The sequence below is a fragment of the Algoriphagus sp. Y33 genome (assembly GCF_014838715.1).
Classification (GTDB): Bacteria; Bacteroidota; Bacteroidia; order Cytophagales; family Cyclobacteriaceae; genus Algoriphagus.
In genome coordinates this window covers 2,442,676-2,463,984 of sequence record NZ_CP061947.1, presented here as the reverse complement: position 1 = coordinate 2,463,984, position 21,309 = coordinate 2,442,676, and the positions used below count along the sequence as shown (strand labels likewise).

Sequence of the window (21,309 nt, the reverse complement as noted above, 5' to 3'; positions counted from 1 at the left end):
CTTCAAAAAAATGAAGATCCTTATAATTGACGAAATGCACGAAAGTATTATGCCCATGCTACAGAAGGAAGGGCATGAAGTCATCTATTCACCTGAAATCACGCGCGATGAAATTTTGGCTTCCGTGGATATTTACGATGGGCTCATTATCCGTTCAAAAACTCCCATGGACAGGGCACTGCTGGAGCGAGCCACCAATCTGAAATTCATCGGTAGGGCAGGAGCAGGTCTGGACAAGATTGATTTGGAGTATATGGCTGAAAAGAATATTAAGCTTTTTCATGCGGCCAAAGGAAATCGGGATGCGGTAGCGGAACATGCCCTAGGGATGCTTTTGTCATTATTCAATAATATCGGAAAGTCTGATCGGGAAGTTCGAAAGGGGATATGGGATCGGGAAGGTAATCGTGGCCATGAGTTGGCAGGCAAAACCGTTGGTATCATGGGGTACGGCAACATGGGAAAATCATTTGCACGTAGACTTCAGGGGTTTAGGGTAAATATCTTGGCTTATGATAAGTACAAAATGGATTTTGGGGATGACCTGGTGCAGGAAGTGATGTGGGAAAAGGTGAAAGCTGAAGCGGATGTCCTAAGTATCCATTTACCGCTTACTTCTGAGACTAGAAATTTTTTCACGCTGCAAGAGTTGAAGAGTTTTGCCAAACCTTTTTGGTTGATCAACACGGCTAGGGGTGAAGTGATTAGTTTCAAGACATTGAATGAAGCCTTGGATCAGGGGATTTTGCGCGGAGCCTTACTGGATGTATTGGAAAACGAAAAATTCCAAAAGTTTAGTCCTGAACAAAAAGCTGAGTTTGAGAAACTGGCTTCCCGCGATAATGTGTTGTTTAGCCCGCATGTCGCCGGATGGACTTATGAGTCTTACGAGAAAATAAATAAAGTATTGGCTAAGAGGATCAAAAAGACATTTAAACAGTAGGTATGTCCGACATGATACCCAGTTGTATCAGCCCTTTCTTTTCACTGGCGGTAAGACCCACTTATCGGTGTGGAAGGGTGCCCCTCCCCGGCTTGCATCATAGACGGGGGAGGCCGAAGCGGCCTAAAAACTAAAGTTCACCAAATCCTATGTGACTTTTCCCTACTTGCCTGCAGAAAATCGGAATGTGAATAAAATAGATGTCTTTCGTACAGTTCTTCGAAAGCTTTTCCAATTCGTTGGGTTGGAATCCGCATAATGGGAAATATATAGATCATAATGAGGACTTTATAGGTTCATGATGTCGGATAGTTATTTTCTGCTTCCCTGATGTAACCCGAAAAAATGTTTTTTTTAAAGATGTAAGCATAACAGTGTTTTTCTAATGAATATTTTAGATATGGTTAGAATTATTCTGAAAGTTGGTAGAGAATAGCTGTCTTTTTACCTATTTATTTCGAATTCAATATCCGTGTGTGTTTTTCTTGAGAGCCGGATGGTCTTTTTAGCTCATAGAATCTCTGAAGTGGGCAGAATTTTGAATCAACTTTTTCGAAAGGGAATTTCTCTGATTCAAACTGATCAAACTGAGGAATTTGGAAACTTAAATTTACCATGAAAACGAACTCGATAATTTACCTGTTAGCCATAGTGCTTCTGTCATTATCCTGCGGGGAAAAGTCAGAAAATGCTTATGAAGAAAGTATTGAAGCACAAAATGAAATGAGTGGTACTACGCATGATTCAGATACAAATATTGTGAAGCGGGATGGCACCTTGCTTTCGGGAGCAATAGATGAGTCCGAAACTGCTGACCTTCCATCCGCTGTGATTGAAGTGATAGACAGGGATGATGCGCTGTCTGTAGATAAAATCACGGATAAGAGAATTTTTGAAGAAAACTCCATCACCTATTATGAGATAACGTTCACAACAGACGATAGAAAATCCCTGACTATGGTGTATGACGATCAAGGAAAAATCAAATCGGACGATTGAAATACGATAAAGTACACAGTAAACGATGATGCCTCCCTTGACCGGCGATTGACTACCAAAGTTTATTTGAATTAAAAGGGCAATTTCGTAAAGGAAAAGCCTCGCAGGTAAACCCATAATAGATTTCACAACCCTGTATACTATAGGGTGATGTGGATATAAAAGTCATCGTCGCGAGGAGGCACCATTGTTTTAGAATATGCAATTCCAAGAAACATTACAACTATTTGAGATGAAGCGGCTGTTGATAGGTGAGGATATTCCTTATGTATTTTTAGTTGAGGTTATTCTCCGCACTACGATAATGTTCTTTATCGTTCTTTTTGTACTGAGGCTGTCAGGAAAACGAGGGATAAAACAACTATCAGTTTTCGAGCTGGCAATAATCATCTCACTAGGTTCTGCGGCAGGTGATCCTATGTTTTACGAAGACGTAGCTATACTACCCGCTATACTGGTTTTTGTAGTTGTCATAAGTCTCTATAAATTAATAACCTATCTTACCGGGAGATTTGAGAAAGTTGAAAAATTTGTAGAAGGAAAACCAATCAAATTGATTGAGAGCGGAAAAATTGTGTATAAAGCCTTTCGGAAGGAATCGTTAGCTTACGACGAGTTGTTTTCCCAGCTTCGACAGCAACATGTATCTCAGCTTGGCCAAGTGAAATTCGCATATTTGGAAACTTCGGGAGATTTAAGTGTTTTTTGTTTTCCTGATGAAGATGTGATGCCGGGCTTGCCTATTTTACCTGATGTATATGCTTTTCCCTGTAAAGATTTTAGGATTGGATTCAACTATTGTTGTACTCACTGCGGAGAGTTGAAGCATTTAGGAGGAAAGGGGGCATCCTGTGAAATTTGCGGTGAAAATGAATGGCTCTTGGCAAGTGAAGAGCGTAGGCTCAAGTAGATAATCATATTGAGGATTAAATCAGTTCTATCAAAAGTTTTGATGGAATTACCTGTTTTCATCTAAAGGTTAAAAATGGGAGAAGAGAAAGAAATTCCGGCTTTGGTTTGTTTCAAAGCTTTGTTATCTTTGTAGTTCAAATACAAGCTAAAAACAAGGTAACGGTCCCGTCTTGCGACCGTTATTTTGTTTTTGTGGCTTTTACTAAGAGTAGATTATGGGAACAATACAATACTATACTGAAGAAGGCTTGAAGCGGTTGAAGGATGAACTTCAAATGCTTAAGACTAAGGGAAGAACTGATATTTCCAACCAAATTGCTGAAGCCAGAGACAAGGGTGATCTAAGCGAAAATGCAGAATATGATGCTGCTAAGGACGCTCAAGGTCATTTGGAGCTCAAAATTGCGAAGTTGGAAGCGGTGGTAGGGAATGCCCGGATTCTGGACAGCTCTCAGCTCGACACGTCCAAAGTTGGGATTTTGACTACTGTGAAGATCAAAAACGTGAAAAATGGTATGACTGTAAGCTATACCTTGGTTTCTGAGGAAGAAGCTGATCTGAAAGCAGGTAAGATTTCGCTAGCTTCTCCTTTTGGAAAAGGCCTTGTAGGCAAAAAAGTCGGTGAAATCGCTGAAGTAAAAGCACCCGCGGGCACACTGCAATTCGAAATATTAGACATTACATTCTAACTCAATCCCGGCCGTAAGTCGGGATTTTATATTTTTACAGATTATGGATTCAATTTTCACTAAAATCATCAACAGAGAAATCCCGGCCCACATTGTAGCCGAAGATGAAAACTACATCGCTTTTCTGGACATCATGCCGTTGGTCAAAGGCCATGTACTGGTAGTTCCAAAACAAGAGGTTGATTATATTTTTGACCTAGAGCCGGAGGTGCTGTCAGGCTTACATCTTTTTGCCCAGCGGGTAGCCAAAGCTATGGACAAGACGATCAAATGTACGAGAATCGGTGTTGCTGTGATCGGATTGGAAGTTCCTCACGTACACGTGCATCTTGTGCCGCTGAAAACGATGGATGACATTAATTTTAACCGTCCCAAGCTAAAGCTAAGCAACGAAGAGTTGTCGGAGATTGCCGTGAAGATTAGGGGAGAGCTTTAGTAAGTAGTATTTTAGTCTTAGTGATCAGTTTGCAGTCTCAGTATTCAGTAAAGTTGGGGACGTCATTGCGAACGACGAAGGAGTGTGGCAATCTCTTTTGTTAGTTTTCAGTAAAGCTCAAGAGTCCGGAAATATTGAATGATGAATGCCGAATAATGAAGATTAGACAACCAATTGACCCTTCACCATAGTCTCAATGTATCGAGATCCAAGAGCCATGGGTAAAGAATCTGGATCCAAGAGCCAATACCCGACTAATTTAGCCTGACGACTGTTCACTTTTTTACAAACTGAGACTGAATACCTTATTGTATATCAGAGATCTCATACCTCGGTGTCCCACCCTTTTTACCGGCAACGAAAGACCCCAATTTACAGGCGAAGTCTAAGACTTGGTCTAAGGGCTGATTGTCTAGGTAGGTTTTGATAAATCCGGAAAGGAAAGCGTCGCCTGCGCCAATGCTATCAGCAACCTGTACCTTATAACCTTCATGGCTAATGATATTGCCTCCTTGATAAATCATAGCACCCTTCGATCCTTGGGTGACGCATATCAGATCCATTGGGAAATGGCGGTCCAAGTGATTGCATACGCTTTCTATACTTGGCTCTATAGCAAAATAATCTGCAAAAATCTCCAACTCATCTTCGTTGATCTTCAGAATATCCGTAAAACCCAGCAGGGTTACAATGATCTCAAAATCATAAAATGGAGGCCGGAAATTTACATCAAAGACCCGTAGGATTTTATGTTGAAGCAACCGAAGAAGTGTAGTTAAACTTTCTGCATTGCGCACCGCCAGTGTACCAAATACGAAAGCATCAGACTCAGCGACGGCTTTATCCATTTCGCCATTCCACTGAATAAAATCCCAAGCCACAGGTGATACTATGGTATATTTGATATTTTCCGGATCAACATCATCGACTAGAACTTTTGAAGTTTTATAATCTCGATTGATTTGAATATGCGCTATGGACAGATTGAAAGTCTGTAGAAACTCAAGAAGCTCTTGACCGGCGTTGTCATTTCCGACGGCTGATATCAGTCTGGATTGCAAACCCAACTGATGAAGATTGAGTGCTACGTTCATGGGAGCACCTCCGGGAACAGGACCTGAGGGCAGGCAGTCCCATAGCATTTCTCCGAAAATAACTACTTTATGCTGCATTGGTATTGTGTAAATCTTGTTGTATTTCCTCCAAAGATCGGCCTTTGGTTTCCGGCATTTTAAATTTCACCCAGAGTAATTGCCACACCATCATCAAGGCAAAAAATGCAAAGATATATCCAGGTCCAAATTGATTGGCAAAATAAGGGAAGACATTAGCTATTAAAGCAGCCAAAATCCAGTGGGTAAAGCAGCCGATGGATTGGCCATATGCGCGTAGTTCATTTGGAAATACTTCTGATATAAATACCCATATTACAGATCCTTGCCCTACTGCATGCGAAGTAATGAATGCAAATACAAATATCGGCAACCAGAAGTTGTCTATGCCCCCAATAAGGAAATTATAAGCCATGAGAGAAAGTGAAATGATGTAGCCGACTGAGCCGATATACATCAGTTTTTTTCTACCAATCCTATCTATCAAATACAGTCCTATAAAAGTCGCCAGTAGATTCACTACACCAATCCCAATGGTAGAGAAAAGTGCGGACTCAGTAGATATTCCGGCCATTTCGAAAACACGTGGCGCAAAATAAATGATCGCATTGATTCCGGAGACTTGGTTGAAAAAGGCGATGAAAATAGCCAGCATGGTTGTGGACAGAAAGGCTTTGCTGAATAGGGCTGAAAAACTTCCTTTTTGCTTGATGGTTTGCTCTTCAATTATTGCCAAGCGGATAGCCTCATCCACTCCTTCGGGATCAGTCCGTGTAAGAATTTCTCTGGCTTTTACTTGGTCGTTGAACTTGGCGATAAGCCAGCGGGGGCTTTCGGGTATTCTGAAAATCATCGCAGTATAAATTAACGCAGGCACTGCCTCCATTCCCAACATCCATCTCCAATCATTAGCTATACCGGCTGTGCCTATCAGATAGTTAGATAAATAGGCCATAAGAATACCGAATACAATATTGAATTGGTAAAGTGCAACAAGCAATCCTCTGTTTTTGGCCGGAGCTATTTCGGAAATATACATTGGAGCTACCACTGAAGATGCACCTACACCCAGTCCCCCAATAAACCGGAATAACATAAAGGAATAGGGATCCGGAGCCATCCCTGATCCTACAGCTGAAATGAGATATAATGCCCCGATCCAGAGTAAACTCTTTTTCCTTCCAAATCTATCTGCAGGAACTCCTCCAAACAATGCTCCCAGCACAGTACCATAGAGTGCCATAGCAATCGCCAGCCCATGAGTGAGGTCGTTTAATTTCCAGACATCCTGGATAGCCCGCTCGGCACCGGATATCACTGCGGTATCAAACCCAAATAAAAAGCCACCCAAAGCGGCTGTGATGGAGAGAAAAAAGGCGTATTGTTTAGATGACATTAGGTGTCTCGGGTTTTAAAGAGCTGCTAATCTAAAGAGAAGCAAAACAAATCAAAACCCCGTTCTTCATTTTGCCTGGTTTTTATCTAAAAGGATAGATGAAACTTCCGAATCTCTCCACAATAGCTTTCTCGAGGGTTTCTCTATGATCGGGATGAGCGATTCTCATCAGGTCGTAGGCACGCTGTCTCAAATTTTTTCCATAGAGATTTACCATTCCATATTCGGTGACCACATACTGCATATGTGCCCTGGTAGTGACTACTCCCGCTCCTTCTTTGAGGAAAGGAACTATTTTTGAGGTGCCTTTTCGGGTTGCTGAGGTCATAGCCATAATGGGCTTGCCTCCTTCGGATAAGGACGCACCACGCATAAAGTCCATTTGACCGCCCACACCTGAGTACTGGTAGCTTGCAATGGAATCAGCGCATACTTGCCCTGTTAGATCCATTTCTAAGCAGCTATTGATGGAAATTACCTTAGGGTTCTTGCGGATCACCGCCGTATCGTTGACGTAAGCAGCCTCATGAAATGAAAATTCGGGATTGTCATTTATTGCATCATAGAGTTCTTTTGTGCCTGCTGCGAAAGCCGATACGATTTTTCCCGGGTGTTTTTTCTTGTACCTGTTGGTAATAGCGCCTGATCTGAGGAGTCCTAGAATCCCATTGGAAAACATCTCTGTATGGATGCCCAAGTCCTTATGCTGTTTCAGGGAATCCAGCACTGCATCAGGAATTGCCCCAATTCCCATCTGAAGTGTGGAACGGTCTTCAATTAGTGCAGCACAGTGGTTTCCTATTTTACGTTCTATTTCGCTGATCTTTTCACCATAATCCACTTCCGGTAGTGGTTCATCCACATGGATGGCAGCATGGAATTTGGAAATATGTATTTGACCATCACCATGTGTTCTTGGCATTTGTTTATTTACTTGCGCTATAACAGTTCTGGCGGTTTCCACAGCAGGTTTCGCCACATCTACGGAAGTTCCCAGAGAGCAGAATCCATGTGCATCGGGCTCCGAAACCTGTACGATGGCAACATCTATTTTAAGTATATTTTGCCTGAATAAGTGACCAATTTCACTTAAAAAAATAGGTACGTAGCCTCCATTTTCCGAATTCACCGCTTTTCGCACATTCTGTGATACAAAAAGGGAGTTCATATAAAAGCTGCCATTACACTCCTCTGACACCAGAGGCATATCACCCAGCGTAGTAATCGCGACTATTTCCACATCTTCAAGTTCATCTTTCCTCCCAGCCAAAGCATGCAATAGCGTAGTCGGAGTAGCGGCACTTCCATGGATAAAAACTCTCTGGTGGCTTTGGATAGAGGAGACGGCAACTTCAGGGGTAACGTAGGTAATCATTGTGGTAAAAATTAGGGTGAAACTATAGTTAATGCTGGTTAGCCAAGATCGGAAAATTTCCTGAAAAGTTTGTTTAGCCGACTAACTCATTCGCTAAATGAGCCAAATTATATTTTGTTATTCATTCAGTAGCAAAAGTGCAGCACCTGTATAATTGCTATATTTGTGACCGGAGCCTATAGGAGCGAGGAAAGACTCCCAATGGCCCAAAAACTGAAAACTATACCCATTCAACTCCATGACTACGATTCCTGAGAGCTATAAACCCAAAAACCACATTAGAATAGTTACTGCCGCATCACTATTTGACGGACATGATGCAGCGATCAATATTATGCGCCGTATCATCCAGTCCACTGGATGCGAGGTGATACATTTAGGACATAACCGATCGGTGCAGGAGATCGTTGATTGTGCTATCCAAGAAGATGTGCAGGCTATTGCGATCACATCTTACCAAGGAGGACATGTGGAGTTTTTCAAATACATGTATGATTTGCTTCGGGAGAAAGGAGCAGCACATGTAAAAATTTTTGGCGGAGGGGGAGGGACTATACTTCCTGAGGAAATTAAAGAACTTCATGACTACGGGATCACGAGAATCTATGCACCGGATGACGGACGTGCTATGGGATTGCAGGGAATGATCAATGACTTGGTCAGTCAGTGTGATTTTGCGGTTGGGGATGAATTGCCGGAAGGATTCTCTCTTGGAGTGGTTAATAAAGAGCATATCGCACGAGCTATTTCCGCATTTGAGAATTTCCCGGATAACTCTTCGGCTCTTTTAGAGAAAGTAAGAGAGCAAAGCAAGGATTGTAAAACACCTGTTCTGGGGATCACCGGTACCGGTGGGGCGGGGAAGTCTTCCCTAGTGGATGAGTTGGTTAGAAGATTCCTAATGGATTTTGAGGATAAGACATTGGCCATCATATCAGTTGATCCCTCAAAGCGAAAAACAGGTGGAGCACTGCTGGGAGATAGAATACGTATGAATGCGATTCATCATCCACGTGTGTATATGCGTTCACTGGCTACCCGACAGTCTAATCTTGCACTGTCCCGCTATGTACAGGATGCCGTGGATACGGTGAAAGCCGCCGGCTTTGATATGGTGATTTTGGAGACATCCGGTATCGGCCAATCCGATACAGAAATCGTTGAGCATTCTGATCTTTCACTCTATGTGATGACGCCTGAATATGGAGCTGCTTCACAATTGGAGAAGATCGATATGCTGGATTTTGCAGATGTGATAGCGCTTAATAAGTTTGACAAAAGAGGTGCTTTGGATGCGATTCGGGATGTGAAAAAACAGTATAAGCGTAACCACAATCTTTGGGAAATCAAAGATGAGGATATTCCTGTTTTTGGTACTATTGCCTCTCAGTTCAATGATCCCGGCATGAATCAGCTGTATAGGACATTGATCTCAAAGATTGCTGAGAACCATCCTGATCTGCATAGCGATGTCGGGTTGACTTCAGGTAGCTCAGAGAAAATTTATATTATTCCACCTGCCAGAACACGCTATCTATCTGAAATATCTGAAACCAATAGAAACTACGATGTATGGGTGGAGGAGCAACGGGAAATTGCCCAGCAGCTCTATAGCATAACAAAGTCTGTAGAAGCAATAGCAAATACGAAGGTGGAGGATAAGGATCGATTGGTCAAAGAACTTCAGGAAGTGTATGCTCAGGTAGAACTGGAATTTGATCCAAAGAACAAGAAATGGCTGGAAGAATGGACTTCTGAATCGGCTAAATATAGAGAAGACTTCTATATTTTTAAAGTACGCGATAAGGAGATAAAGATTAAGACCTTTTCGACTTCTCTATCTGAAACAAGAATTCCGAAGGTTTCTTTGCCTAAGTATGAAGCTTGGGGAGATCTATTGAAATGGGGGTTGCGGGAAAATGTTCCGGGCAAGTTCCCATTTACAGCCGGAGTTTTTCCGTTCAAGAGAGAAGGAGAGGATCCTACCCGAATGTTTGCAGGAGAAGGTGGGCCTGAGCGTACCAACAAGCGCTTCCACTACGTTTCCAAGGATATGGAGGCAAAGCGTCTTTCCACAGCTTTTGACTCCGTGACACTGTATGGGGAAGACCCTGACTATCGTCCCGATATTTACGGTAAAATCGGTAATTCGGGAGTGAATGTCTGCTGTCTGGATGATGCAAAGAAGCTCTACTCAGGCTTTAATTTGGTAGATCCAATGACTTCGGTTTCAATGACTATTAATGGTCCTGCTGCTACGATGACGGCGTTCTATATGAATGCGGCAATTGATCAGCAATGCGAAGTATATATCAAAGACAATGGACTGGCACAAGAAATCGATGGGCAAATTGAGCTGATCTATAAAAACAGAAACCTTCCCAGACCGAAATACAATGGGAAAATTCCTGAAGGAAATAATGGATTGGGTTTAATGCTTTTGGGGGTAACAGGAGATCAAGTATTGCCGGTCGAAGTATATCAGAAAATCAAATCCGAAACCATTGCCAAAGTAAGAGGGACTGTTCAGGCGGATATTTTGAAAGAAGACCAGGCTCAGAATACCTGTATTTTTTCCACTGAATTTTCCTTAAGGCTGATGGGAGATGTGCAGCAATACTTTATCGAGCAGTCCATTCGTAATTTCTATTCTGTGTCTATCTCAGGTTATCATATAGCCGAAGCCGGAGCAAATCCTATTACACAGCTGGCGTTGACGCTGTCCAATGGCTTTACCTATGTAGAGTATTATGTAAGCCGCGGAATGGATATCGACCGGTTTGCACCGAATCTTTCTTTCTTTTTCTCCAACGGAATAGACCCTGAATATGCGGTAATCGGTCGAGTCGCCCGCCGAATTTGGGCTAAAGCCATGAAGTTGAAATATGGAGCAAATGAGCGCTCGCAAATGCTAAAGTATCATATACAGACATCCGGACGCTCACTTCATGCACAGGAAATTGACTTCAACGATATTCGTACTACCCTTCAGGCACTATATGCGATTTACGATAATTGCAATTCCCTGCATACCAATGCCTACGATGAGGCGATTACGACGCCTACTGAAGCATCAGTTCGTAGAGCAATGGCTATTCAGCTGATTATCAATAAAGAATTGGGATTGACTAAGAATGAAAATCCTATTCAGGGATCTTTTATTATAGAAGAATTGACAGATCTGGTAGAGGAGGCGGTGTATGTGGAATTTGACAGAATCACTGAGCGTGGTGGAGTGCTGGGAGCCATGGAAACCATGTATCAGCGGGGCAAAATCCAAGAAGAAAGTATGCATTATGAAATGCTCAAGCATACTGGTGAATTTCCTATTATCGGAGTGAATACTTTCCTTTCTTCGGATGGATCACCTACGGTGACTCCGGGCGAAGTCATACGTGCTGAGAAGGAAGAAAAAGAAGCCCAGATCCAAACCTTACACACATTGCATTCGACAAATCCGGAGATGGTAGTAAAACATCTTCAGGCTTTAAAAGATGTTTCGGTAAAGAACGGGAACATTTTTGAGGAACTAATGGAAGCCGTAAAGTATTGTTCACTTGGGCAGATTACCCATTCACTTTATGAAGTAGGGGGGCAGTATCGCCGGAATATGTAATTGGATTGAAAGATTGAAAAATTGATAATAAGAAAAAATGGCAAAACGAAATGTAACGGTTCGGATGAAAGCGGACCATGAGTATGAAGCGGTCAATCCTCAAGGTAATGTAGTACAGATTGATATGTACGATCCTGAAGAAAAAAAAGCGCAATCCCCGATGGATATGCTGTTGTCGGCATTGGGATCCTGTGCATCAGTAGATGCGGTTTTGATGATGAAGAAAAAACGTAAAACAGTGACTGATTTCATTGTAGAAGTGGAAGGGGAAAGAAATGAAGGTGTTCCGGCTTTTTACACAGATATTCACTTGAAATTCATTCTGGTTTCTCCTGATGCCAAGGATGAAGAGTTCGCCAAAGTTGTTGCTCTTTCGGTAGAGAAATACTGCTCAGTGGCTTCATCATTGAAGTCCAATATTACCTTTTCTTCAGAAGTAAGGTCAGTTTAAATGAGAGTTGTAAAGGAATTCAATCAGGAGAACATACGCATCAGTGTGTTCTCCTGGAATAGTAAATACATCATCAAGTATGAATTAGGCCCGATGGAGCAGACATTCAAAATCCCTGAAATGGATGTTGTAGCTGAAACTGATTTGGAGATTTTTTGGAATGGGATTTTCTTTGATAAAGTGAAACTGAGATTTAAGGAAATGGGTGAATCATTTCGTAGTGAGGTGGAAAATTTATAATTTCCTGATCAGCTTAAATCCCATGAGACCAATTGTTCCTTGTGTTTTTCTATTACTCCTTGTGTTATCAGGTGCTTGCGAACCAACTTCCGGAAATAGAAGCAAGCACAACTTGCAGTTTGACCGGTCTATCATTATTGAAATAGAGTCAGAGCTGTCCCGGCTAGATGAGGAGATAATTATGCTAAAGGATCATTTCGAATTTCTATTGGCAAACCGGGATAGTTTACGGCAATACGTGGAAGTGGACAAATACAGTTTTGACCATGGATATTCGACCAACTTACCTAAAGATTCTGAAAAGCTAAGTTCCGTAGTAATTCTAAATACCACACCGGACTATGATGCAGCGATGCGAAATGTCTTGATCACCAACGGTATGGATTCATTGTTTCATCAGACATTTGAGAAACACGGTATGCTGGCACAGGTTTATTACAACTCTGTAGACCAAGTATCACGTGTATTCCCCGCCTATGATTCCAAAGCCCTGTTGGATCCGGACATAGATGTGACGAGTTTCAATTTTTTTTACGAAGGAGATTTTAAGCACAATCCTGAAAAGGGACCTGTATGGATCCCCGAGGTCTATGTCGATCCCGCAGGCAGAGGCTGGATTCTCTCACTGGTTCATCCTGTGACGGAGCAGGGTGAATTGTATGCTGTACTGGGTATAGATATTACGGTAGATGAACTTATTGGCCGGTTCTTGGAAAGTAAGGAAGGGGATTTCCTGATTGTAAACAGCAAAGGTGATATTGTTGGAGGAAAAGCTGTCGCAATTGAATCACTGAGTTTTCCGCCTTTGTTAAATCATGTATATAGAGAAACAATTTTAGCTGATAATTTCCGGATTTCTGATTTTAATCTTTTCAACAGCAAAAACAATGAAGTTAGGAAAATGGCTAATGCAATAATCTTAGATAAGGAAAATCACTTTTTTTTCGCAGATGAATTTAGTCCTGTTGCCGCGTACGCAGTTCCTTTTACACTTCTTGATTGGTATTTGATAGAGATACAACTAAAATCCTGATGAATAAAAGAATTGAGTATCGCAGAGATTACTGGCTGACTATTGTTATCGGAAGCGTACTGGTGATCTTGGTGGTTATCCTTGGAGTAAGCTTTTTCAGCGCAATAAAAGATGCTGAAACCAAATCAAGGAGCGAGTTTTTAAGGAAACAAACGGAGCTTGCGGCTACAGAGATAGAAATAGCAATAGATAGGTTTGAAGCAAATGCCAAGGATTTGATATACTATCTTGAAGATGAGGATTTGGACGTGAATGATTATAGGGATGACTTAACGAAAACTGTTAGGAGGGTATTCAACAACTACCCGGGCCTGATAGATACTGTATGGGTAAATCTCCGGGATTCTGCTATATATCTGACTAGGACTGAGAGAAATGACTTTATTAGAAATGGATACTATGAAGACATTCCTGAAAAAGAAAACCGTGATTTCGTGTATTTTACCAAGGGCAATGGCAAAGGATTTGAGCTTACTTTTGTATTGAACCCGGTGAAGTTTACTAAGAATTTTGTGACCCACTATTACTTGAACAAAGGCGGTAGCAAATTCATGATGCTTGGGGAGGAATTGCATAAGCTTGATTTTGGACAGAGCGATTCCAACTTGATACTTGATAGTGTTTCTATTAAACAGATTCAAAATGATGCTTCGGTTGGAGTAATAGGGCTTTACAATGTGGAGTGGAAGCTGGGGGAAACTTCAGGTTACGGAGTTTTGGTTCAATATCCTTTTGACTTTGGAGAGATTTTTCACCGTGCTGCACTTTTATTTATGATTGAATCAAATTCAATCATGGATGGGCTATACAGTACTTACCTGTTTTTATTCTCAGGGTTTGTACTTTTACTTATAGGTACGGTGGTTTTCTTTGCGCTTTCTTTACAAAATAGGTTAGTATCCCAAAAGCTACTTCAAGAAAGTGCCGAGGAAATTTCGGAGTTATTTGACCAGCAAAATATCCTCTTAAAAGAACTTAGGGGATTTGTGTTTTTTCATAATTACAAAGGTGAAATTACCAGAGTAAGCGATGAAGTAGCTGAAATTCTAGGCCATCCCAAATCAGAGTTTTTAGAAGCATTTAAAGAAGGCAAAACACATGAAGATGTTTTAAATGTGAAAGGATTGGTCAAAAGTGCGCTTAGCCAGAATAAGTCCTTCATTGATTTGGAGTATGATTTTGAGAAACCTGATGGCACGGAAGTCCGTCTCCGGGTTTTTGAGAAATTAATCTTTGATGGACAGGGGAGGTTCAATGGGGGACTGGGTATTTGCACAGACATCACTGATCAATACCAAAGTAAAAAAGAGTTGATTGAAAGTGGGAAACGCCTTCAAAACCTCATTGATAATATACCCGACATCATATTTGCATACGATAATGATGGTGTAGTATTGGACTCTCATTCCAAGGATCAAGAATTTTTGAAATCAATAGACCGCGCTTTGATAGGACAATCCCTTTTTGACTTGGTTCCATCACAGCAACGTGAACAAACACAATTTGCTTTTAACCTTGCGAGAAAAACGGGGCAAATCCAAACGGTAGATTTAAAGCTCAGCAGCAATGAAGATAATCAGTACTTTGAGGTTCGGTTTTTTCCGCTGGATGCCACACGAATGATGTCTATTACAAAAGACATAACCGGTCAGCGAATTTGGGAGAGAGGATTGGTAGAGGCTATGAATGCAGCTGATCAGGCAAGCAGAGCAAAATCTGAGTTTTTGGCGAATATGAGTCATGAAATAAGAACCCCGATGAATGGACTCTTGGGAATCATTGACTTACTGGATCAAACTGAATTGGATACCGAACAGCTTCAGTACCTTGAAATCATCAAAAACTCAGGAAATTCTTTATTGAATATTATCAAAGACATACTTGATTATTCAAAAATTGAAGCCGGCAAAATCGTTCTTAACTCTATTGTTTTTTCTCCTGCTGAGGAGTTGGAAAAGCAAGTTCAAATTTTCTATGGACTAGCGCAGAAGAAAGGAGTGATACTTACTACGAAGTGTGAACCTGAGACCAAGAAATTGATGGAGGGGGACGTGGAAAAGATCAATCAAATTATCCTGAATCTTGTGGGGAATGCGGTGAAATTTACCCCTAAAGGAGGTACTGTCACGGTAATACTTGAACTAGAAAATTTTTCAGATGAGATTAATTACCTGAGATGTAGTGTCAAGGATAGTGGGATTGGCATCCCCGCAGCCGAAATTCCCAAATTGACTGATCCGTTCTATCAGGTGGAAAGCTCTAGCAGCAGAACTTATCAAGGTACCGGATTGGGCTTGGCTATTGCGAAGAAGATTGTAGAATTAATGGGAGGGGAGTTGCTTATTTCCAGTGAGCTCGGAAAAGGAGCCATTTTCGCTTTTACAGTGCTGCTGAAAAATGCCCCTGAAGTAATAGCCAAGTTACCTTCAGGTGAGATGCCTAATAGAACCAACTGGAATGGAATGGCAGAAGAGTATCCTGCGAGGATTTTGCTGGCAGAAGACAATGACCTTAATCTTCAGCTGATGACGTTGATGCTGGAACAGTTAGGGTACGAATTTTCGGTTGCCAAAAATGGCGAAGAGGCTTTGGATCTGGTAAGGCAGAAAGAGTTTGATATTATCCTGATGGATGTTCAGATGCCGGTGCTGAATGGTCTGGAGGCAGCGAAGAAAATCAGACAGATGGGAAATAGAGGAGAGCTGTTTATTGTCGGCTTATCTGCCAATGTATTTGATGAAGACAGGAAAAAGGCGGCAGAAGCGGGGATGGATGATTATCTGACTAAGCCGATTCGCTTGGTGGCTCTTGCAGAAAAAATAAAGGAATATTCCCTGAGAAAGGATTCAAGAGAGTGAATTAAAAAGGAGTCTGTGTCAAATACCAATTTTGGGATTATCTCACCAACTATTGTTTCGTGATACAAGCTGGATAAGGAAAAGAGTGAAAGAAGCTAACCTTTCACCTTTTTCCTTTGACCTTCACTATAAAGGAGTATTGATATCAAATGCTTCCAGATAATCTGAAACACGCTTGACAAATCTGCCTCCCAAAGAACCGTCAACTACCCGATGGTCATAAGAATGGGAAAGAAACATTTTATGCCGTATAGCAATCACATCACCTGTGGGAGTTTCTACCACCGCCGGCTTTTTCACTATAGCACCTACGGCCATAATAGCTACCTGAGGCTGAGGGATAATAGGAGTTCCCATTACATTACCGAATGAGCCTACATTGGAGACAGTATATGTTCCTCCGGACAGATGGTCTGCATTCAGTTTATTGTTTCGTGCAAGATTGGCCAGCTCATTCACTTTTTTGGAAATTCCCACCAAATTCAACTGGTCAGCATTTCGGATGATCGGTACGATCAGATTTCCATTAGGCAATGCCACTGCCATTCCTACATTGATATCCTTTTTCCTGATGATTCTATCTCCATCTACTGAGATATTGATCATAGGGAAGTCCCGTATAGCCTTTGCAACAGCCTCGATAAAGAACGGGGTATAAGTGATCGACTCACCGAATTTGGCTTTGTAATCAAGTTTGTTTCGCTCGCGCCACAACACAATATTAGTCATATCTGTTTCTACAAAAGAAGTGACATGTGCTGAGATACGTTTGGATTCAATCATGCGCTGGGCTATCATCTTGCGCATGCGGTCCATTTCTATGATCTCATCTTCGCCGGAAATGCTCACCTGTGCTTTTGGGGCCGAAATAGAAGGGATAGATGATGTCTGCTTAGTAGCAGTAGTCTTGGACTCCAAGTAATTAAGCATATCTTGCTTGGTTACTCTGGCATCTTTTCCCGTACCGGGTATATTGGCCAGCTCGGATTTAGAAATGCCCTCTTCCTTGGCTATGCTTTGCACCAAAGGAGAATAGAATCTATCATCTCCGGAATTTTCGGATTCTAGGGGTTCTGCCGAAGCTAAAATTGCGGCTGTATTTTCAGGGGCCGCTGCCACCAGTTCTTCTTTTTTACTGTCTATTTTTGGCTCTACGGCGCCATTCTTTTTACCTGTCTTTCTACCTGCTGCTATTTCTATTATGGCTATTGGAGCCCCCACCGCAATTACTTCTCCTTCTTTGGCAAGGATCTGCTTCAGCACTCCGGCGTGGGTGGAAGGAACCTCAGTATCCACTTTGTCCGTAGCTACCTCTAAAACGGATTCATCCTGTTCGATGATATCCCCCTCTTTTTTCAGCCAAGTTAGCACTGTGCCCTCTATGATACTCTCGCCCATTTTGGGCATCAGCATTTCTACAATCGCCATGGTTATGATTTATTGATTTATTGGGTTTATATACAAGTTTTAAAATTAAATTTTATAAAACTCTATCCCAAACCTTTTAATGGAAATTTTATTTGTTATTTATCCAAAATACAAATTCGAAGCAAGTTTAAAACTGCCATTGCGGTCAGTTGAATATTGAGCATCCTGTCCTGAGTAAGCTGAAGCTTTTTGGTTTCAATAAATCCCTGTCCGGCACAGGAAATCCAAATCGTACCAACAGGTTTTTCTGCCGTTCCTCCATTTGGACCAGCTATTCCACTACTTGCCAAACCAAAATCGGACTGGAATAATTCGCGGACACCTGTTGCCATCTCTTGGACTGTTTCTTCACTTACAGCACCAAAGGTATTCAAAGTGTCGTTCTTCACATGGAGGATTTCATGCTTGAACCGGTTATGATATGGAACAACAGCTCCCTGAAAATACGAACTACTGCCGGAAATACTGGTAACCAAATGTGAAATATAGCCGCCCGAACAGCTTTCGGCTAAAGCTACGGTTTTCTTACTAGAGGTTAAAAGCTTGCCGATAGCCATTTCCAAAGACTCTGAATCATAACCATATACGTATTTTTCTATGCTAGGCAAGACCATATCTATTTGCTTCTGAATAGCGTTTTCGATAGTAATTTTATCTGTCCCAAAGCCTGTAAGACGAAGCTTGACGTGACCCAGCGAAGGCAAATACGCTAGCCGAATGGATTTAGGAAGTGCATTCTCCCAGTCCCTAATCAAATCTGCCAGCCAACTTTCCCCTATTCCGACCGTTTTGACCATGCGGTGGACGATGACGGGGAGAGGAAATAGCTCAGGAAGTTTTGGCAAGACAAAGTCTCTCATCAACTTTTTCATTTCATGGGGCACCCCCGGCATAGACATCCAATAGGTTCCGTTGCGTTCAAACCACATCCCTGGAGCCGTTCCCACTTCATTTGGGACGTAAGTGCAGCAGGCGGGCAAATGCCCCTGAAGAATATTAAGAGGAGTGATTTCCCTACCACGTTTCCTGAAAAATTGCGTGACTGCTTCAACGGCTGCAGTATTCTCTACTATGGGACAATCAAAATATTCAGCCAACAGGGGTTTGGTTAGATCATCCTGCGTAGGACCAAGTCCACCGGTGATTAAAATGATGTCGGCTCTGGCTTCGGCAGAAGCGAATGCTGCCAGAATATCCTTTCGGTCGTCTCCTATAGTCGTTTTACGTACTACTTTCACGCCCCTCAGATCAAGTTCCTGACTGATCCAATGACTGTTGGTATCGACTATTTGCCCATAGAGCAACTCGTCACCAATGGATATTATCTCGGCTCTGACTACTTTCATGTGTTTACAATTTGATTTTTATAGGTCGCCCCGATCAGCCGGGCAGACTATGGAATTTCGAAAGTTCGATAATCATTCCTGTCCCGAAGCAAGTTCGGGACAGGCTGTGTGATACTGTCATCACATCATCTTACTTCAGATTTGCGAAGTATTTTAGTGAAAATTGTAGGGATAAATCGTTTTAGATAAATCCCCATGGTCTCTTTTCCACCGATATAGACCTCTTCCTTTTTTCTTTTGAGGGCATTGAAAATCTCGGTTGCGCAATTCTCTGCACTCATGCCATTTTCCTGTGCCTTGTCCATCTCGTTGAGGGGAGTGCCGTCAGCCGTTAATGCATTTTTGGATACATCTGTTTTGATAAATCCCGGGCAAATCATGGTGACGGCAATAGAGTCATTGAAGTGCTCTAATCTGAGCGACTCAAAAAAGCCGTGAAGGGCATGTTTGGCAGCAGCATAACTAGACCTGTATGGCGAACCAAACTTCCCGACTAAAGATGAGATTACACCAAACTGTCCGGATTTCCTGGAAATGAAATGGGGGAGAAGTGCCTTCGTCAGTGCCACAGTGCCAAAGAAATTCACCTCCATCAGCCTGCGGTCCACTTCGATCGGCGTATCCCGAATCAGAGAGCGTTGGCTTATCCCACCATTGTGAAGTATTAGATCAATATGTCCAAAAGCAGCTATGGCTTCTTTTGTTTTTTCTTCGAAAGAAGCCTGATCAATCAAATCAAGTGGAAGTACTTTACAATTCTGCGGATGAGAGCTTGAAGTTTTGACCTTTTCCAGTGCTTCTCGATTTCTGGCAGAAAGGATCACCCGGTAGCCTTCATTTACGAACTTATAGACCGATGCTTCACCTATTCCTGAGGAAGCACCTGTGATCCAAATTACTTGTTCAGACATGGTGTTTATGGATTCTATCGTAATTGACGTAGGTGAATGCGTATTGATGGTGCTCGTCAGAGGGATGAAATTCGGAGAATGTAACCTTCCAGTTGTCTCTGTTGAACTCAGGAAAATAAGTGTCACCTTCTGGAGTAGCTTCCACTTCTGTAAGAACCAACTCATCTGCCAAAGGCAATGTTTGACGATAAATCTCTCCTCCACCTATCACATAGAGATGGTCAACCTCCATCTTTTGACAAAATATAAATGCTTTCTCCACACTTTCGAATACGTAATGTCCATCAGGAACAGTGTAGTCTTTATTTCCGGTGATGACAATGTGAGTCCGGTTGGGCAGAGGCTTGCCAAGGGATTCGAACGTTTTACGTCCCATCAGAATGTAGTGATTGGAGGTTATTGCTTTAAAACGTTTGAAATCATCAGGTAATCGCCAAACCAGGTCGTTATTGCGACCGATGACATTGTTGGTAGCCAGTGCGGCTATTAGTGATATCTTCATGCAAAGTGCTTCTTGCCTTGAAGATAATAGGCCTGAACACCGGAAAAAATAAAATGATGCAGAATTACTGCTCTTCCATCGAATTCATGATGCTGGGGTACTCGGACATAGTAAGTGATTTGGGAGCCGACTTGTCTATTTGTATTACCTTCATCTCAATAGTACCTGACTCTTCTGTGCTATACGTAAGCTCCATAAAATTCCCCTTGGGGAAATTTTTGTAATGCTTTGCATATTTTTCTTGCGCTTTAGAGGTCATCATAGGATTATTATTGCTCCAGAATGATGAATAGCCTCCTATAGCCTCCTCGGTAACCCAGTAGTATCCTTCTCCATCTTCATTTTTAACGTGATATTCCTCGCAGGAATAGCCTAATATATCTTTGGTTCTTCCTGTCTTTTCTACCGATACATCGTCTACGGATAACGTATCTAAGTGATCGGAGACGGCATCATCTATTGCATCCACATCCATTTTGTAAGCAAAGCTGGACTTTTCTCCCTTATTTTCGAGAAACACGATGGAAGCTTGGTTTTTCACGTCAAAAACCATAGAAGTACTGGCCTCGGGTTTTTTCGGGTCTACTAATTCCATTCCGGTGTAATCCGAAGATTTAGCCAAATATGATTTCAACTGTATGGGATCGCTTAGCTTCCCTTTGTCATCTGTGCTTGTCATCTCCAGCACAATATATCCAAAGAAATCATACTGACCCTCTGTATCCACCGGCTCGCCTAAGCCCTTCATGATTTTACTTAAGTCTATGCTTCCGGAAGCTCCACCATCACTGTCTCCATACATATCAGTGAATATTTTCTCTAACTGCCTCTCGGTCATTTTGGTGGCTTCATCTTCTACTTTTTTCTCTATAGCTTTTTCTATACCGCGATTTGCGGCATTTTGGATCCTTTTCATGATTTGGGCTTCCACAGACAAGGATAGGAGAGAGATAAAAATCAAAAGGATAAAACTTCGGAGGAGATTATTCATGAGCTGTTAATTTTTAAAAATATGGGGAAATAATAGATACAAGATCCTTAAAATCAGGGTAAAAAAGAAGT

At 41.9% G+C, this 21,309-nt stretch carries 18 protein-coding genes; 10 read left to right on the top strand and 8 right to left on the bottom strand.

Features of this window, described 5'->3' with window-relative positions:
• The first annotated feature begins 10 nt into the window (after positions 1-10).
• The 5 genes from ID165_RS10030 (at position 11) to ID165_RS10010 (ending at position 3,979) form a co-directional block, all read left to right on the top strand.
• On the top strand, positions 11-943 hold the full coding sequence (locus ID165_RS10030; protein ID WP_192350205.1) for a 2-hydroxyacid dehydrogenase: 933 nt from the start codon (positions 11-13) through the stop codon (positions 941-943).
• Between the two features lie 615 nt (positions 944-1,558).
• Complete coding sequence (locus tag ID165_RS10025) at positions 1,559-1,942, top strand: hypothetical protein (protein WP_192350204.1); 384 nt, start codon at positions 1,559-1,561, stop codon at positions 1,940-1,942.
• 232 nt (positions 1,943-2,174) lie between these two features.
• Positions 2,175-2,852 (top strand): DUF421 domain-containing protein, encoded by a 678-nt coding sequence (locus ID165_RS10020; RefSeq protein WP_225587060.1) that lies wholly within the window; start codon positions 2,175-2,177, stop codon positions 2,850-2,852.
• 217 nt (positions 2,853-3,069) lie between these two features.
• Positions 3,070-3,543: a transcription elongation factor GreA gene (greA, locus tag ID165_RS10015; protein WP_192350202.1), complete on the top strand. Its 474-nt coding sequence runs from the start codon at positions 3,070-3,072 to the stop codon at positions 3,541-3,543.
• 43 nt (positions 3,544-3,586) lie between these two features.
• Complete coding sequence (locus tag ID165_RS10010) at positions 3,587-3,979, top strand: HIT family protein (RefSeq protein WP_192350201.1); 393 nt, start codon at positions 3,587-3,589, stop codon at positions 3,977-3,979.
• Between the two features lie 305 nt (positions 3,980-4,284).
• Here the strand turns inward: ID165_RS10010 and ID165_RS10005 are convergent, their stop codons facing one another.
• From ID165_RS10005 to ID165_RS09995, 3 genes are all read right to left on the bottom strand, one after another.
• Positions 4,285-5,151, bottom strand: coding sequence for a carbohydrate kinase (locus ID165_RS10005; protein WP_192350200.1), 867 nt, complete (start codon positions 5,149-5,151; stop codon positions 4,285-4,287).
• Positions 5,141-6,487 carry a sugar porter family MFS transporter gene (locus tag ID165_RS10000; RefSeq protein ID WP_192350199.1) on the bottom strand — a complete coding sequence of 449 codons (1,347 nt, stop codon included), beginning with the start codon at positions 6,485-6,487 and terminating at the stop codon, positions 5,141-5,143. Before ID165_RS10000 ends, ID165_RS10005 begins: the two co-directional genes overlap by 11 nt.
• An 82-nt stretch (positions 6,488-6,569) precedes the next feature.
• A complete protein-coding gene (locus ID165_RS09995; RefSeq protein ID WP_192350198.1) occupies positions 6,570-7,862 on the bottom strand; it encodes an acetyl-CoA hydrolase/transferase family protein in 1,293 nt (430 codons plus the stop codon).
• 238 nt (positions 7,863-8,100) lie between these two features.
• On the opposite strand from ID165_RS09995, the gene ID165_RS09990 reads away from it, so the two are divergent.
• From ID165_RS09990 to ID165_RS09970, 5 genes are read left to right on the top strand one after another with little or no spacing between them, the layout of a single operon-like run.
• Positions 8,101-11,478 (top strand): methylmalonyl-CoA mutase family protein, encoded by a 3,378-nt coding sequence (locus ID165_RS09990; RefSeq protein ID WP_192350197.1) that lies wholly within the window; start codon positions 8,101-8,103, stop codon positions 11,476-11,478.
• Between the two features lie 37 nt (positions 11,479-11,515).
• Positions 11,516-11,929, top strand: a complete 414-nt coding sequence (locus tag ID165_RS09985) for an OsmC family protein (protein WP_192350196.1) — start codon at positions 11,516-11,518, stop codon at positions 11,927-11,929.
• Positions 11,930-12,169 carry a hypothetical protein gene (locus ID165_RS09980; RefSeq protein ID WP_192350195.1) on the top strand — a complete coding sequence of 80 codons (240 nt, stop codon included), beginning with the start codon at positions 11,930-11,932 and terminating at the stop codon, positions 12,167-12,169.
• 22 nt (positions 12,170-12,191) lie between these two features.
• Positions 12,192-13,202: a PDC sensor domain-containing protein gene (locus ID165_RS09975; protein ID WP_192350194.1), complete on the top strand. Its 1,011-nt coding sequence runs from the start codon at positions 12,192-12,194 to the stop codon at positions 13,200-13,202.
• Positions 13,202-16,060 carry a PAS domain-containing hybrid sensor histidine kinase/response regulator gene (locus tag ID165_RS09970; RefSeq protein ID WP_192350193.1) on the top strand — a complete coding sequence of 953 codons (2,859 nt, stop codon included), beginning with the start codon at positions 13,202-13,204 and terminating at the stop codon, positions 16,058-16,060. The genes ID165_RS09975 and ID165_RS09970 overlap by 1 nt, the downstream gene beginning before the upstream one ends.
• 126 nt (positions 16,061-16,186) lie before the next feature.
• Here the strand turns inward: ID165_RS09970 and ID165_RS09965 are convergent, their stop codons facing one another.
• From ID165_RS09965 to ID165_RS09945, 5 genes are all read right to left on the bottom strand, one after another.
• Positions 16,187-17,488, bottom strand: coding sequence for a dihydrolipoamide acetyltransferase family protein (locus tag ID165_RS09965; protein WP_192350192.1), 1,302 nt, complete (start codon positions 17,486-17,488; stop codon positions 16,187-16,189).
• Between the two features lie 95 nt (positions 17,489-17,583).
• Positions 17,584-18,834: a competence/damage-inducible protein A gene (locus tag ID165_RS09960; RefSeq protein WP_192350191.1), complete on the bottom strand. Its 1,251-nt coding sequence runs from the start codon at positions 18,832-18,834 to the stop codon at positions 17,584-17,586.
• A gap of 125 nt (positions 18,835-18,959) precedes the next feature.
• A complete protein-coding gene (locus tag ID165_RS09955) occupies positions 18,960-19,745 on the bottom strand; it encodes an SDR family oxidoreductase (RefSeq protein WP_192350190.1) in 786 nt (261 codons plus the stop codon).
• Positions 19,738-20,247: a dihydrofolate reductase gene (locus tag ID165_RS09950; protein WP_192350189.1), complete on the bottom strand. Its 510-nt coding sequence runs from the start codon at positions 20,245-20,247 to the stop codon at positions 19,738-19,740. The genes ID165_RS09955 and ID165_RS09950 overlap by 8 nt, the downstream gene beginning before the upstream one ends.
• A 64-nt stretch (positions 20,248-20,311) precedes the next feature.
• Positions 20,312-21,238, bottom strand: coding sequence for a DUF4412 domain-containing protein (locus ID165_RS09945; protein ID WP_192350188.1), 927 nt, complete (start codon positions 21,236-21,238; stop codon positions 20,312-20,314).
• Positions 21,239-21,309: the final 71 nt, after the last annotated feature.